The organism is Parabacteroides sp. merdae-related_45_40 (assembly GCF_001915675.1).
The window spans coordinates 1-15346 of the sequence record NZ_MNQY01000135.1 but is presented as its reverse complement, the minus strand read 5'-3'; the positions used below and the strand labels follow the sequence as shown (position 1 = coordinate 15346).

Annotated in this window: 15 protein-coding genes; 8 read left to right on the top strand and 7 right to left on the bottom strand. The window is 50.8% G+C overall.

Annotated features, from left to right (window positions below; genetic code table 11):
• Positions 1-150: 150 nt before the first annotated feature.
• The 6 genes from rpsO to BHV83_RS19290 all read left to right on the top strand — a co-directional run bounded on the left by rpsO (position 151) and on the right by BHV83_RS19290 (position 6133).
• A complete protein-coding gene (gene rpsO / locus BHV83_RS19315) occupies positions 151-420 on the top strand; it encodes a 30S ribosomal protein S15 (RefSeq protein WP_005635554.1) in 270 nt (89 codons plus the stop codon).
• A gap of 157 nt (positions 421-577) precedes the next feature.
• The gene (locus BHV83_RS19310) at positions 578-1162 is read left to right on the top strand and encodes a helix-turn-helix domain-containing protein (RefSeq protein WP_046452244.1); all 585 of its coding nucleotides are present in this window, start codon (positions 578-580) and stop codon (positions 1160-1162) included.
• A gap of 12 nt (positions 1163-1174) precedes the next feature.
• Positions 1175-2830 (top strand): AMP-binding protein, encoded by a 1656-nt coding sequence (locus BHV83_RS19305; protein ID WP_119215848.1) that lies wholly within the window; start codon positions 1175-1177, stop codon positions 2828-2830.
• Positions 2831-2874: 44 nt separating this feature from the next.
• Entirely contained in the window at positions 2875-4293 is a 1419-nt protein-coding gene (ahcY, locus tag BHV83_RS19300) for an adenosylhomocysteinase (RefSeq protein ID WP_270518133.1), read from the top strand.
• A 65-nt stretch (positions 4294-4358) separates the two neighbouring features.
• Entirely contained in the window at positions 4359-5132 is a 774-nt protein-coding gene (locus BHV83_RS19295; protein ID WP_119215849.1) for a class I SAM-dependent methyltransferase, read from the top strand.
• 2 nt (positions 5133-5134) lie between these two features.
• Positions 5135-6133: a glycosyltransferase gene (locus BHV83_RS19290; protein WP_005651426.1), complete on the top strand. Its 999-nt coding sequence runs from the start codon at positions 5135-5137 to the stop codon at positions 6131-6133.
• Between the two features lie 125 nt (positions 6134-6258).
• Here BHV83_RS19290 and BHV83_RS19285 read toward each other — a convergent pair whose 3' ends face one another.
• The 7 genes from BHV83_RS19285 to BHV83_RS19255 all read right to left on the bottom strand — a co-directional run bounded on the left by BHV83_RS19285 (position 6259) and on the right by BHV83_RS19255 (position 13905).
• Positions 6259-8778, bottom strand: coding sequence for a YfhO family protein (locus tag BHV83_RS19285; protein WP_286757910.1), 2520 nt, complete (start codon positions 8776-8778; stop codon positions 6259-6261).
• 26 nt (positions 8779-8804) lie between these two features.
• A complete protein-coding gene (locus BHV83_RS19280) occupies positions 8805-9566 on the bottom strand; it encodes a glycosyltransferase family 2 protein (protein WP_005651424.1) in 762 nt (253 codons plus the stop codon).
• 80 nt (positions 9567-9646) lie between these two features.
• The gene (locus BHV83_RS19275; RefSeq protein WP_286757909.1) at positions 9647-10930 is read right to left on the bottom strand and encodes a DNA primase; all 1284 of its coding nucleotides are present in this window, start codon (positions 10928-10930) and stop codon (positions 9647-9649) included.
• A complete protein-coding gene (locus BHV83_RS19270) occupies positions 10927-12294 on the bottom strand; it encodes a replicative DNA helicase (RefSeq protein ID WP_005635529.1) in 1368 nt (455 codons plus the stop codon). The genes BHV83_RS19275 and BHV83_RS19270 overlap by 4 nt, the downstream gene beginning before the upstream one ends.
• A complete protein-coding gene (locus tag BHV83_RS19265; RefSeq protein ID WP_005635526.1) occupies positions 12294-12767 on the bottom strand; it encodes a hypothetical protein in 474 nt (157 codons plus the stop codon). Before BHV83_RS19265 ends, BHV83_RS19270 begins: the two co-directional genes overlap by 1 nt.
• A 280-nt stretch (positions 12768-13047) precedes the next feature.
• Entirely contained in the window at positions 13048-13422 is a 375-nt protein-coding gene (locus BHV83_RS19260) for a hypothetical protein (RefSeq protein WP_005645556.1), read from the bottom strand.
• Positions 13423-13680: 258 nt separating this feature from the next.
• On the bottom strand, positions 13681-13905 hold the full coding sequence (locus tag BHV83_RS19255; protein WP_005645553.1) for a DUF4248 domain-containing protein: 225 nt from the start codon (positions 13903-13905) through the stop codon (positions 13681-13683).
• A gap of 221 nt (positions 13906-14126) precedes the next feature.
• Between BHV83_RS19255 and BHV83_RS19250 the strand changes: the two genes are divergently transcribed.
• Together BHV83_RS19250 and BHV83_RS19245 are read left to right on the top strand one after the other, a co-directional pair.
• Complete coding sequence (locus BHV83_RS19250) at positions 14127-14576, top strand: HU family DNA-binding protein (protein WP_005645551.1); 450 nt, start codon at positions 14127-14129, stop codon at positions 14574-14576.
• Between the two features lie 240 nt (positions 14577-14816).
• Positions 14817-15269: a glycoside hydrolase family 73 protein gene (locus BHV83_RS19245; RefSeq protein ID WP_005651418.1), complete on the top strand. Its 453-nt coding sequence runs from the start codon at positions 14817-14819 to the stop codon at positions 15267-15269.
• Positions 15270-15346 lie beyond the last annotated feature (77 nt).

Sequence of the window (15346 nt, the reverse complement as noted above, 5' to 3'; positions counted from 1 at the left end):
CAAAATTACAATAAATTTGCGAGAAGTATATGACATTGACACTTCAAAATAAAAAAAGATACATAAAAAGATTTGTCAATCAAAAATGAATCCCTACCTTTGTCCCCGCTTAGATAACATAGTATTAATTTATTAAAGTACACAAGAATCATGTTTTTAGATTCAGCAAAGAAAAAAGAGATTTTCGAAAAGTATGGCAAGTCTGCAACCAACACAGGTTCTGCAGAAAGCCAGATCGCACTGTTCACAGTTCGTATCGCACATTTGACTGAACACTTGAAGGCTAATCACAAAGACCATAGCTCTGAAAGAGCTCTGAAAATGTTGGTAGGTAAGCGTCGTCGTTTACTGGATTACCTGATCAAGGTTGATATCGAAAGATATCGTGCTATCATCAAAGAGCTTGGCATCAGAAAGTAAGAAACAATTTCTTCGCAAGAAGTTCAAAAGGATGGTCTCCACGGGGGTCATCCTTTTTTCTTTTACCTAATGCCTTTGTTTAATGAAAATTTAATGTAATTTTGCGCCGTTCTGTTACAAATTAAAAGATTCAATAAACAATAAACATATAATGCTCATGGGAAACAACAAAATCATAGGAGCTAAAATCAAAAGCATCCGCGAATCCAAACAACTTTCCACCCAGGAAGTATCCGAACGCTCAGGTCTGAGCATCGAACAAATAGAACGTATCGAGGGCAATATAGACTTTCCGTCTCTCGCCCCGCTCATCAAGATAGCCCGCGTATTAGGCGTACGCCTGGGCACATTCCTGGACGACCAAGCAGAACTGGGCCCCGTCATTTGCCGCAAGAAAGATAGCAACGACACGAACAGCATCGGTTTTAGCAACAACGACAGCAAAGCACGCAAGCACATGGAATACCATTCCCTATCACAAGACAAGTCCGGACGCCATATGGAACCGTTCCTGATCGATGTCGCTCCGAGCGAAGACGGAGTGGATTTCGTACTTTCCACACACGAAGGGGAAGAATTCATCTATGTACTGGAAGGCATCCTCGAAATCAACTACGGCAAGAATACCTATATCCTGGAAGAAGGCGACAGCATCTACTACGATTCCATCGTCGCCCACCACGTACATGCCGCTGCCGACAATACGGCGAAAATCCTCGGAGTCATCTACACCCCCTATTAATCTGCCGTCTCTATGGAAATACAATTACAAGACAGGACGCTCGGCCAGTGGATGGAACATTGGGCCGAGACGACCCCCGACAAGGAATATCTGGTATATTCCGACCGCGACCTCCGTTTCACCTGGAAGGAATTCAACGAACGTGTAGACCGGATGGCGAAAGGCATGCTTTCGATCGGGATCAAACATGGCACGCATGTCGGTATCTGGGCGACCAATGTCCCTGACTGGCTTACATTCCTGTATGCTGCCGCCAAGATCGGAGCAGTGGCCGTTACCGTCAATACCAACTACAAGCAGAGCGAACTGGAATTCCTGGTCGAAAACGCGGATATCCATACATTATGCATTACCGACGGCGTGTTCGACGGAAGTTATGTCGACATGGTATATACCATGTTGCCCGAACTGAAGGAATCACAACGTGGCTACCTGAAAAGCAAACGTTTCCCGGTTCTGAAGAATGTAGTTTACATCGGGCAGGAGAAATACAGAGGAATGTACAACACTCCCGAACTGCTGCTTTTAGGCGAAAACGTCAGTGACGAGACACTGGTGGAAGCCAAAAAGCTGGTGACCCCGCACGATGTCGTGAATATGCAATATACATCCGGCACGACCGGCTTTCCCAAAGGGGTCATGCTGACGCACTATAACATTGCCAACAACGGGCTGTTGACAGGAGAACACATGAAATTCACAGCAGACGACAAACTATGCTGCTGCGTGCCTCTGTTCCACTGCTTCGGTGTCGTGCTCGCCTCCATGAACGTCTTGACGCATGGATGCACACAAGTCATGGTCGAAAAATTCGATCCGCTGGTCGTACTCGCCTCCATCCACAAGGAACGGTGCACGGCCCTTTACGGCGTTCCGACCATGTTCATCGCCGAGCTCAATCACCCGATGTTCAGCATGTTCGACCTGACCTCCCTCCGCACCGGCATCATGGCAGGCTCCCTTTGCCCTGTGGAACTGATGAAGCAGGTGGAAGAAAAAATGTTCATGCGCGTGACCAGCGTATACGGGTTGACGGAAGCATCGCCCGGCATGACACATTCGCGCATCGACGATCCGGCGGAAGTCCGCTACAATACGGTGGGACGTGACTACGAATTTACCGAAGTCCGCGTGATCGATCCGGAAACGGGAGAAGAATGTCCGGTAGGCGTACAAGGTGAAATGTGCAACCGAGGTTACAATACCATGAAAGGCTATTACAACAACCCGGCCGCGACAGCCGAAGTCATCGATAAAGACGGCTTCCTGCACAGTGGCGACCTGGGCGTGAAAGACGAACATGGCAACTACCGCATCACCGGACGCATCAAGGACATGATTATCCGGGGAGGAGAAAACATCTACCCCCGTGAGCTGGAGGAATTCCTCTATCACCTGAAAGGCGTGAAAGATGTGCAGGTCGCTGCCGTTCCCTCCAAGAAATACGGGGAGGAAGTGGGAGCCTTTATCATCCTGCACGAAGGCGTCACCATGACGGAAGATATCGTCAAGGACTTCTGTCGCGGAAAGATCGCCCGGCATAAGATTCCGAAATACATATTCTTTGTCGACACCTACCCCATGACCGGTAGCGGAAAGATCCAGAAGTTCAAACTGAAGGATTTAGGATTGAAGTTATTGGCCGACCAGGGAATCACTCCGGTATGATTTTTTTTACTACCTTTGCAGCATTAACATTTTAGTATCAATTTATGTCACAATTATTTCCAACTAATCTGCCTTATAAAGTGGCAGATATGAGTTTGGCTGAATTCGGTCGTAAAGAAATCGAGATCGCCGAACACGAAATGCCGGGACTTATGGCACTTCGCAAGAAGTACGCCGATCAGAAACCTCTGAAAGGAGCTCGTATCACCGGCTCACTGCACATGACGATTCAGACCGCAGTGTTAATCGAAACATTAGTTGCGTTGGGAGCAGATGTTCGCTGGGCAAGCTGCAACATCTTCTCTACACAGGACCACGCTGCCGCAGCCATCGCTGCCGATGGTGTTCCCGTTTTCGCCTGGAAGGGTGAAACACTGGAAGAATACTGGTGGTGTACCGACATGGCACTCCGTTTCCCCGACGGCAAAGGTCCGCACATGATTGTGGATGACGGTGGCGACGCATCCCTGCTGGTTCATATGGGTTACCGGGCAGAGAACGATGCCGAAACGATCAACCGCAAAGGTGGCAATCACGAAGAACAGGTCATCCTGGATACCTTAAACCGTATCCTGGCTGAAGACAATACCCGTTGGCACCGCACGATCGCCGAAATGAAAGGTGTCTCCGAAGAAACGACTACCGGCGTACACCGCCTGTACCAAATGATGGAAAAAGGTGAACTGCTGGTTCCGGCCATCAATGTCAACGACTCCGTTACGAAATCGAAATTCGACAACCTGTACGGTTGCCGCGAATCACTGGCCGACGGCATCAAGCGCGCTACCGACGTGATGATCGCCGGCAAAGTCGTGGTAGTAGCCGGATATGGCGACGTAGGGAAAGGCTGTGCCCACTCCATGCGCTCTTACGGAGCCCGTGTCCTGATCACGGAGATCGATCCGATTTGCGCCCTGCAAGCCGCCATGGAAGGCTTCGAAGTGACGACAATGGAAGAAGCCGTCAAGGAAGGCAACGTTTTCGTTACGACCACCGGTAACTGCGACATCATCACCATCGAACATATGGCCCAGATGAAAGACCAGGCCATCGTTTGCAACATCGGCCATTTCGACAACGAAATCCAGGTCGACAAGCTGGTGAACTATCCGAACATCAAGCACATCAATATCAAACCGCAGGTTGACAAGTACACGTTCCCGACAGGCAACTCTATCTTCCTGTTGGCAGAAGGCCGCTTGGTGAACTTGGGTTGCGCGACAGGCCATCCTTCTTTCGTAATGAGCAACTCCTTCACAAATCAAGTCTTGGCCCAGATGGATTTGTGGACAATGCCTTACGAGGTAGGTGTCTACCGCCTGCCGAAACGCCTGGACGAAGAAGTTGCCCGCCTCCACTTGGAGCGCATCGGCGTCAAACTGTCTAAACTGACTCAGAAGCAAGCCGATTACATTGGCGTACCGGTCGAAGGACCTTATAAGGCCGAACATTACAGATATTAATATATCTGAGGGTGTGCCCAAAAGTATGATGGCTTTCGGCACACCCTCATTTTTATTTTGTAGATATGCAAAAAAGACACGCTGACAGACAACTATATTTCAACGAACAAAGTATTACGACACAAAAATATGTAATACCTTTCATTGAAAAGCATAAACCGATTACGGCAGATTCCCACATTCTCGAAATCGGTTGCGGGGAAGGAGGAAACATAAAGCCCTTTCTGGATCTCGGTTGCCAAGTGACCGGCATAGACATCAACGGAGGCCAGATTGCAATCGCAAAAGAAATCTACAGCGTACATCCCAACAACAGAAACTTGACATTGATCTGCGAGGATATCTACAAAGTAACCGAACTGCACAACAAGTTCGACATTATCATCATCCGGGATGTGATAGAACACATCCCCAACCAAGAATTATTCTTGCCTTTTATAAAGAGGTTCTTAAGTCCTCACGGTATTATTTTCGTAGCCTTTCCACCCTGGCAAAATCCGTTCGGAGGTCACCAGCAGATTTGCAACAACAAGCTCCTAAGCCATTTGCCCTGGTTCCATCTATTGCCCCGCCCCGTATATAAAAAAGTGCTGGAATGGGGGAATGTCAATCCTGGAGGACTTTTGGAAATCAAAGATACCGGCATTTCATTGGAACGTTTTCTCTCGATCGTGCACAAAGAAAAATACCGGATAGTCGAAGAAGTCCTCTATTTCATCAACCCTAATTACGAAACGAAATTCAATCTCCATCCTCGAAAACTATGGAGATTCCTGAATATCCCGTATATCCGTAACTTCTATACAACCTGCGGATATTACATCTTAAAGAATTCATAAATATGGCAACATCCCATTTATCCCTTATCATCCCTGTCTACAACCGTCCCAACGAGGTAGAGGAGTTATTGGACAGCCTTACACGGCAGAGTGAAACAAACTTCGAAGTCGTCATCGTCGAAGACGGCTCGAAGGAGACTTGCCAGCATGTAGTCGAAGCTTTCAAAGATAAGTTGGATGTTTCCTATTCCTATATTCCTAATGGCGGTCCGGGCAATGCCCGTAACTACGGGGCGAAGCAGAGCAAAGGCGATTACCTGATCGTTCTCGATTCAGATTGCATCCTGCCTCCCGACTACATCAAATCGGTAAACAAGGAACTGAAGGAAACCGGGGCGGACGCTTTCGGAGGGCCGGACAAGGCTTCTGACAGCTTTACGGACGTGCAGAAGGCCATCAACTACTCCATGACCTCCTTCTTTACGACAGGCGGCATTCGTGGCGGAAAAAAGAAGATGGATAAGTTCTACCCCCGTAGCTTCAACATGGGAATCCGGAAAAGCACCTACGAAGCGTTAGGCGGCTTCTCCCCCATGCGCTTCGGGGAAGATATCGATTTCAGTATCCGCCTGTTCAAGAACGGCAACAAAGTATGCCTGTTTCCCTCCGCCTGGGTATATCACAAAAGACGTACGGATTGGCACAAGTTCTTCCGCCAGGTTTATAATTCCGGCATCGCCCGTATCAATTTGTACAAGAAATATCCGGACTCGCTTAAACTGGTACATCTATTGCCGGCGGCCTTTACATTAGGAGTACTCTTTTTCCTGGTCGGAAGCCTCTTCTGCACTTGGAGTTTATTGCCGCTCGGACTTTTCTGTTTGCTTATCTTTGCGGATTCTTCGATTCAGAATAAAAGCATCAAAATCGGCTTCCTGTCGATTATCGCCTCCTTTATCCAACTGTCAGGATACGGTTGTGGATTTTTAGATGCTGCCTGGAACAGGCTGGTTTTGAAAAAGGAAGAGTTTTCGGCATTCCAAAAGACGTTCTACAAATAAAAAGACTCCCAAAAGTCATTGTCAAGACAACCGTCTTCATCCCATACGAACATTGATTTCATCGGGATAAAGACGATCGTCTTTATTACCACGACGACCGTCAAAAGTGATGCTTTTGAACAATATCAATTTTTACTCTTTTTCCAATATTTCCATCCCGACCAACCGATCGCAGCGATCAGCAATAACAAGATCAGGAACGAACTGTAGGAAGAAACGTATGCAGCCGTCACATAACCGGACGGACGGAACTCGAATACGATCGTATGTTCGCCTGCCGGAACACGCATGCCACGCAATATCCAGTCCGCACGGAAATGAGGCACTTCCTTGCCATCGACCGTAGCCTTCCAACCCGGCTGGTAATATACTTCGGAGAAGACTGCCAATTGTTCCTTATCCGCTTTACTCTTATAGGTCAGACGGTTCGGACGGTATTCTTCCAACACGATCGTTGCGGTTGAATCTTTCTGCGGCACAAATCCTTCCAAATCTTCTTGGAAACGCTTATCAACCACAGCGGTTCTCAGCGGATCGATCGTATTCAAGGCTTCTATCTCGGCATCCGCATTGTCCACCATATCCAGCTTGTCTACAAACCAGGCATTCCCGAATGCATACGGATTTTTCAACGGTTGCTGTTCGGGGTTATAGATGACATAGCGGGTATTCAGCATATTCAAGGTAGGACAGGCTGCCAACGCAGACATCACGTCTTCAGCCGTCTGTGCCTTCTGCAAAGCACTGATAATCCCACGCAACTCACCGTCCAGCCGATGGTCGATCAGTTCCTGGTAACGGCGCAGCTTGACGGCATGATACCCTCCGATAGAATGATGGAAATAGGAAGTATTCGTTTCCTGCCACGGGTTATTGATGTTCAACACACGGAAAGTCGAACCCGTATCCTGCAAAATCGCCTTGTCGGCAACCGTTTCCTTGTACATCTCCGCCGGCTGCTGCCTGACGAAATTACTGTCATTCAGATAACGACGATCCACCGTCCAAAGATCAATCAAAATAAGGACTGCCACCCCTGCACTTACGAAAGTCGCCGCAGTCTTCTTGTTCTTCGCCTTCCAGAACCAGACAAGCAACCCGGCTCCCAACAGGATGAAGATCAAAGACCGCAACGCATCGGCCGAAGCCAGCGAAGCACGGTCCATCAACAAGGCCGTGTAATACCACTCCGGAACCTGGCTCTGGAACTGCGCATCGTATGCAGACCGGAAATCCAACAACAAGGAAGGCATCAGCCAAAGGATCACACAAAGTCCTCCGGTCAGCCCCAAAGCCCAAAGGAATCCTTTTTTCAAACGAGCCTCCTCCACTTTTTCGGTCAAGATTTCCCGCAACCCCCAAATAGCGACGATCGGAAATACCAATCCCGGTATCACCAACGCCATCTCGACTGTACGGAACTTATTGTACAAAGGCAGATAATGGAACATCAGGTCGTTGAAAGAATCGAAATTACGTCCCAACGCAAGGAATGTCAGGAACACCGATCCAGCCAGCAGCCACCATTTCATCGGGTTCCGGATCACGAACATCCCCAGGACGAACAGGAAGCAGACCAACGCCCCGAAATAGACCGGCCCGGAAGTGAATATCTTATCTCCCCAATAGGTATAGGTCTGTACTTCTTTCCCCACCTGGGCCCCGTTTTTCTTCAACTCCTTGTATAACTCGGAAGAGCTGTCCAACGTTCCTCCCGACCCACCGCCATATACATTCGGCACAAGAACGGTCATCAACTCTTTCCAGCCGTAACTCCATTGAAAAGCATAATCCTTATCCAAGCCGGTGGAAGCCTTCTCCACTTTGCCCGAAGCATCCGGTTTCGGCGTCAGCTCCGAAGCGCCACGGATGGAGTGCTGCCCCAGATCCCAATTGGAATACATCCCCTGCGCATTAGGCAATACGGCCAATACGACGCAAGCGGCCATAATCAGGGAGGTCTTCAACCATTCGCCATAGGCTTTCTCCTTGATCTTTCTGACTGCATATCCTATATAGATCAGCAGACAAAGCAGGACCAGATAATAGGTGATCTGGATATGCCCGTTCGCCAAGGATAAGGCTACCCCCAGCAGGAACAAGACGGCTCCCCACAGATAGGAGCGCCTGAAAAGCAAAGCCATACCGGCCAACGTCACCGGCATATAACCGATCACATAGGCTTTCACGATATGCCCCGCCTCGATAATAATGATATTATAGGATGCGAATGCAAAAGCGAATGCCCCGGCAATCGCAAGCCACCAGTTTACTCCCATGACGCACATCAGCAGGTAGAAACACACCAATCCGACAAATACCATAGCCGCATCGCCATATCCCACCTTTTTCAACCAACCATCCACAATCGAATAAGAAGGCATACTCGGTGCGGCCTGCCCATATCCTGTCACATACGGCATCCCTCCGAACATCGCATCCGACCAGACACTGAACTCACCCGGCTGTGCCGTCTCGGCGTATTGATCCATCTGGCTTGATCCCATTCCGGTCGCCTTGATATTATCGCCCTGCATGATTACTTTCCCATCAAACACCGCCGGTGAAAAATAGGTCATCACCAGTCCCAAAAACAAAATCAGGGCAACAACATGTTTCCCCCATTGCTTCAGCAAATCCTTCATATATGTCTCATTAAAATTCATATTCTTTACACCCGCCCCTTCAGGCACTTCGCCGTATAAAAACGGATGGCGAACCAGCCGTGGAGCAAAACCGTAACAAAAGTACCATAATATTTGCACATAATCGCATATCTCTCCCGCAAGGATGCTTTTCTTTGCGTCGTGCTCGTACCGCCGTCCAGGAAGTCGGACAGGGTGAGGTGCGTGTTACAGAATGAACGGGCCTGCTTCATGCAACGGATACACCAGTCGAAATCGGCCGAATAGCGATATTGCAAATCATATGACGGGGCAATCGCACGTTTTGGTATGAACGACTGGTGGCAAACCAACATCCCCATCCGGAAACTCTTCCACGAGAGCTTCCGCGGCGCCCTGAGGCGGCGCAGTCCCAGCGACCGCCTTTCCTCGTCCACGATATTCGTTTCCCCATAGATGATATCCGGCAAAGCCTTCCTCTTCTGCAACCTGGAAACGACCGACTGGACCGTATCGGACGAACAGAGGGTATCGCCGGCGTTGATGAACCAGACATAATCGCCCGTCGCCTTTTGAAGCCCCTTGTTCATGGCATCGTATATCCCCTTGTCCGGCTCGCTCACCCAATAGGCCAGCCCCGATTCATACCGTCTGATGATATCCACCGTTCCGTCTGTCGAACCGCCGTCTATCACGATATATTCGATGTTCGGATAGGACTGGCTCAACACGTTCAACAACGTCTGCTCCACCAGGCGCACGGCATTATAGGTAATCGTTATGATTGAAAATGTAGGTTGTAACTGCATATAATTATGACTATGTTCCATTTAACTTAACAATCCGTCTCCCGCGAATGACTCCGGCAAATTCATCGGTGACCGGTTGTTTACACCACCACATTCCTCCCCAGCCGCATCGTCACACGTGAGAGGCGGGATTTCTGTTTTGCGAGCAAAGATAACAAAGATATTCGGTCTTCACATGAAAGACAGAGAGATAAATCGCTCACGGTCTTTGCAATCTGCCGAAGCAGGTGGTGTTCGTAGGTTTCCAGCAAGGCCAAATGAAGGGAAGCGGTGATCTGGCGGCGGAAAGAGACGAAGCCCGATCCATGCAGCAGGCTGTCCGGGTCCTCTCCGTAAGGAAGCTGCATCCGGCTCACTTCGAACAAACAGGCCGGCTCCAACCGCTCCCCTTCCGAGTCTGTCCCGCACGAAAGCATCGCCACGATCTTTTCCATCGACGCCTCCCCGGCCCTGTCGGCATCCAGCAGCAGGACGATCCGCTGCGTATATCCCGCCAGCAACCGGAGATGCCCGGCAGTGAAAGCCACCCCGCAGAGCGCCACCGTATTCGTAAATCCGGCAGCATGCATCGCCAGGGCGTCCTTGTAGCCTTCGGTGACGAAGACGAACCGCCTCTCCCGTATCGCCTCCCCCGCCAGGTCCAGCGCATAAAGCACCCGGCTCTTGCTATAGACCGGACTGGCCGGCGAGTTGACATACTTGGCTCCCTCCTCACCATCCGTCCGCCTGCGGGCCGCAAACGCCACCAGCCCTCCCTTCTCGTCCCGGATCGGGAAGATCAGCCGCGACCGCATCTTCCGGTAATCCGCCGGCACTTCCGGAGGAGCGATCCCCACCCCGAAAAGGCGGTACGTCTCCCTCAAAGCCTCGTCTTCCGGCACGTAAGGCTGCAACAGGGAGGCGAACAGACGATTGGCGGCGCCAATCGTCCGAATGGACAATTGAGAATTGACAACAGACAATTGGTCGTCACTGTTTTCATTTGCCGTTTTGTCCGGGGAGCCGGCTGTCCTCTTTCCGGTCGTCCCCTTTCCGTCCGTCCTTTTCTTCTTCCCTGCATAATTGTCTACTGTCCACTCCCTACTGTCAATCGAATACCGTTTCGCCAGCATTCCCATCGCTTCCGTAAACGAACATCCCTCGATCTTCTGCACGAAAGCGAACAAGTCTCCGCCTTCGCCGCAAGCGAAACATTTGAAAAACTGTTTTCCCGGATGGACGTGCAACGAAGGATGCTTGTCTGCATGGAAAGGACACAAGCCGACATATCCCGCACCGCTGCGCTGCAACGGCACATAGGCAGCCACCACTTCCTCGATCGTGGCCACCCGAAGGATTCTCTCTTTCAACGAATCGCCTCTCATAACAACCGGTTTTCATAAGACAGGAACCGTGTCATCGAAACGTTGTAGCGGAAACGCGCCCGTCCGGTCGCCCCGTTACGGTTCTTGGCGACCAAAAGGTAGCCCACGCCCCGCAGGTCCTCTTTCGTATCCTTGTCGTACAAGATGCCGTATTTCTCGGCCCGGTAGACGAAGATCACCTGGTCCGCCACCTGCTCGATCGCGCCGGAGTTACGCAGGTCGCTCAAGATCGGCAGATAAGGAGCCAGGCGCCGGTCGCTGTCGCGGTTCATCTGCGCCAACAGAACGGCAGGCACATCCAGCTCGACCGCCATCAGCTTCACCTTCCGCACCACATCGCCCAAGGCCAGATCGGTCGTCTCGTTGCGGCTGCCCCGTGTGTAAGGGATATGGATCAGGTTCAGATAGTCGATGAAGAAGATGTCCAGCTCCCGGCGTGCCTTGCGCGTCATCAGCACGGCACGGATCTCGTCGATGGCGAGCGAACCGCAATAGACGATCCTCAACGGCAACCCCGCCAGCTCAGCCGCCGCTTTCTCCAACAACGCACGCTCCTCGCGGTTCGTCCCCTTGAAACGGATCTTGCCGGCCTCCACGCCGCTCAGCATCGAAAGGATACGTTCCGTCACCTCCTCCTCGCTCATCTCGATGCTGAAATAAAGCGTATTCCGCCCCGCACGCGCCGCCTGAAGCGCCATGTGCAAAGCTACCGCCGTCTTTCCCATCGAAGGCCGCCCGGAGAGCACCGCCAGTTCGCCCCGGTAAAGGCCGCCCGTCAAGTCGTCCAGTTCGTCGAACCCGGTACGCACCTGTATATGTTCCCCTTTTTCGCGTGCCTCCTGGTTACGGAACGAACGCGCCAGGACTTCGCGTGCCACCTCGGCCGCCATCCGGACATCCACGCCTCCGGAGGCGTGTTCACGCAAGCCGTCCATGTCGTCCGTGACACCGGCGAGGAGCTTCATCACGTCGACATCCGGCTGCTGCGCCTCCAGGCCGCGTTTGTTCAGGCTCGCCACACAGCCGCGCAACATCCATTCGCGCTGTACCAGACGCACATATTCGTGGATGTGGCTGTCGTTGCGCACCGCCTGCAACATGGCGCTTAGGAAAGAGACTCCGTTCAGCTCGCCATAAAGCCGGTGATCGAGCCGGAACATCTCCGCCTCGACCGTCGCCATGTCGATCCGTTCGCCGCGCGAGGCCAGCTCGGCAAAGGCACGGAACACCAGGCGCAGCCCCGGTTCGGTAAACATCTCTTCCGTCACCCGTCCGCCCAATTCGTGGAAAGAGGCGGGACGTCCCAGCAGAGCAGCCACCAAGACCCGCTCCGCCGGATACGATTGTACGGCATTCAACCCCATCAGACAGTCTCCCCGGTGTTATAGACCGTCCCGTTCTGGTACATGTAGAGGGCTGTCGCAAGCGACAAACCGTCGCCGCCGCCCCCCTGCGGAGAGCCGTGGCCGTCGGGCTGGGGAGGCGCGTCATAGAAGGTCAAGGTGAACTTCGTCATCCTGCCCACCGCCGTGACCGTCAACCATCCTGCCTCGACAAGATGTCCGACAGCCGTGACTGCCGCCCTGCGTATCAACCCCGTACGCCGTGCCAGTTCCGAATAAGAGGTGATCCACTCGCCTCGTTCACAAGCATAGTCTTTGAAATGAAAGGAGACTTCTCCTTTTTTGAAATAGGCAAAACCCAATATGCACAGGAGCACCTTTGCCTCTTTTTCACACTTGTCTCCCGGCGTAAAAGCAATCTGCATGGCCTGCCGGGAAACTTTCGTATAGCCGCATCTTGCAAAATCGGCCGAAAACGTCATATCCTTTTTCATAATGAACGGATTTAAAATTAAACATTTTTACCCCAAATAAAAACGGTGCAGTCAATAGCACAATATAAACAATTTATTTTCAGCTACTTGTAGAGGTTTTCCGTCAGTTTCGGTTCAATCCTACATCTTAGAATAAATATATTAATATATATATAAGCTCATTAATTTGCGCCCTTTTCAATCGGCATGGGCAAAGGTACGACAGGAAAGGGGCGTTTTGTAATACCCAAAAATGTCGGATAAAAAAGCCGGCGCGGCGCATTGCAAGCGGGTTTACACGTTATTTCCTATACAAATTCCGAAAAAATTCCTGCAAAACAGGCCTCAATTGGTCATACATCCCACATTTGTCATACCAGATGGTCCGTATGGAAGACTCCGCCAGGCCCAGATCGAACGTCTCCGACATAAAACCGATCAGATACCGGGGCCGTACGTCCCCGAATACCTCCATCAACCACAGCGTCTTAAAAATCCCGATCAGAAATTCCGGCTTCGACACCGGGATGCGGTTCTTATACGCTTTCTCTTCTATCCCGAAAATCAGACGATGCAGGTCATCCCCGAATTCCTGGAAGAAATTCTGCGCCACGGCGCACATCCTCTCCTGCTTCCCCTTGGCCTCCTCCGTAAGGAAGAGTGCATAAACGATCATTTCGTACAGCGGATCGGACGCGTCCCGTACCTCTTTTCTGATTTTCTTGTACGAGCGGCAATAGTCACCTTTCCGCTTTTTTTTAACTTGCTCATATGCTTATCTATTTATTGCCTGCAATGCCGGCCGGCCTTTATCCTCTCCCTATCGATGGGAAAAAGTACCCTCTTCCGCATCCGGAAGTCCGGTCTTTTGTCTCCCAAGCTCCCTGGTCTTACACGTCAAAGTCCCTTGTTTCGTACACAGAAGTCCCTTGTTTCAAGGCTCACCCAAAAACTGCACGATTGTCTTCACCTGTCGGGGTGTCAACGTCTTCTTCCCTTTCCGCCAACCGTAGCCCTGCAGCTCCGTCTCTAACACCGGGTCTGCCCCCACCCATTTGGACAACCGTTTCCCGGCCGATTCCGGCATCAAATCCGGCCCGTAAAGGACCGCCAATTCCTGCCACCCGTAACTTCTGATTTCGAATTCGTTTACGATCATAATTCCCATCGTTTCATTGTCCTATAAAGATACGGAATAAAAATCAATATTCAATAGATAATCACATTTATATCCTACTTCTTTCTACCTGTTTCCGCATCGATCTTCGCCGATGTTCCCCAATCTGTATTTCTGCCTGTACCGGGACCTTACCTTTGTCTTGTTATCGATAATGAAAAAAAGATTCCGTAAAAGTATTCATTTAAAAACTAATCACGCTTATGTCATTAAACTATCGCTTGGTAAGAAGACCGGATATGCGCAAAGACGCAGCCGAGGGGTCGAAGCTGTACTATGCACAGGTCCGTTCCTTGAAGAAATTGAAATTCGAAAAGTTCTGTAACATGGTGGCAGTGCGCAGCTCCGCCTTCGTGGGAGATGTGAAACTGGTCATCGACGGCATCCTGTCCGTCATGGAGGAACGGTTGGAAGAAGGGGATGTGATCCAGCTGGGCCGCCTGGGTAACTTCCGGATGGTCGCAGGCAGCAAAGGGGTGGAGAACGAAGCAGACTTCAACACGTCTTTCTTCAACAAGGCGCGTATCGTCTTCTCGCCGGGGACCATGCTGACGCAGGTGAAAAAGAATGTCACATTCGAACATCTCGACCTGGTCCCGGCCGGTGACAAACCGTCTTCCGGAGGCGGGGAGGAGAAACCGGGTGAACTGTAGGCCGGAAGCTAAATTCAAACAGACTAAGAAACTGTTTTGATTTTTCTGCCTGATGATTTGAGAAGTCTTTTTGAGGCAGATCCGTCACTCTGACGAGGAGGATAGACGAGCTATCTGACGAAGAAGAGAGGGGCGGATATGACCGAAAAGACGTTCAAATCATCAGGCGAAAACAACAAGAATATAATTAAAAGGGGCTGTTTGTAAAAAATCAAAACAGTGTCCAAAAACAACAAGAAAATGAAAGCAGAACAGGTTGATTTTATATCGTCATATCTCCCTCTTGCCCGCAAGGCGGGAGAAAGTTTCCGGATCAATCCGGTAGTGATCCTGGCACAGGCGGTCATCGAATCGGGTTGGGGACAGAGCGACCTCGCACGCGAGCACCACAACTTTTTCGGTATCACCGCCTACGGCAAGAAAAACGTCTGGTGGAAAGGCGAAGGTATCGAGTTGGGCGTCCACTCCCTCCGTTTCCGTGTCTACGACACTCCGCAGGATTCCTTCATGGACTACGCCCGCCTGATCCGCCATGCCTACACCCCGGCGGCCGACGTCAGCAACAACCCGCAGGCTTTCGCCCGTTCCATCTCATACAGCCGTTACATCAGCGAAGTCAACGGCGACAACCGCGAAGCCTACCGCATCTTGCTGATAAAGCTCTGCCGACAGATCGAGAAAATTAAAGATTGAGAATTAAAAATTGAAAAATCCTTCTAATTTATGAAAGTCCTTGAAACAGTACTCAGCTTCTTCCTCACGCTCGCCCA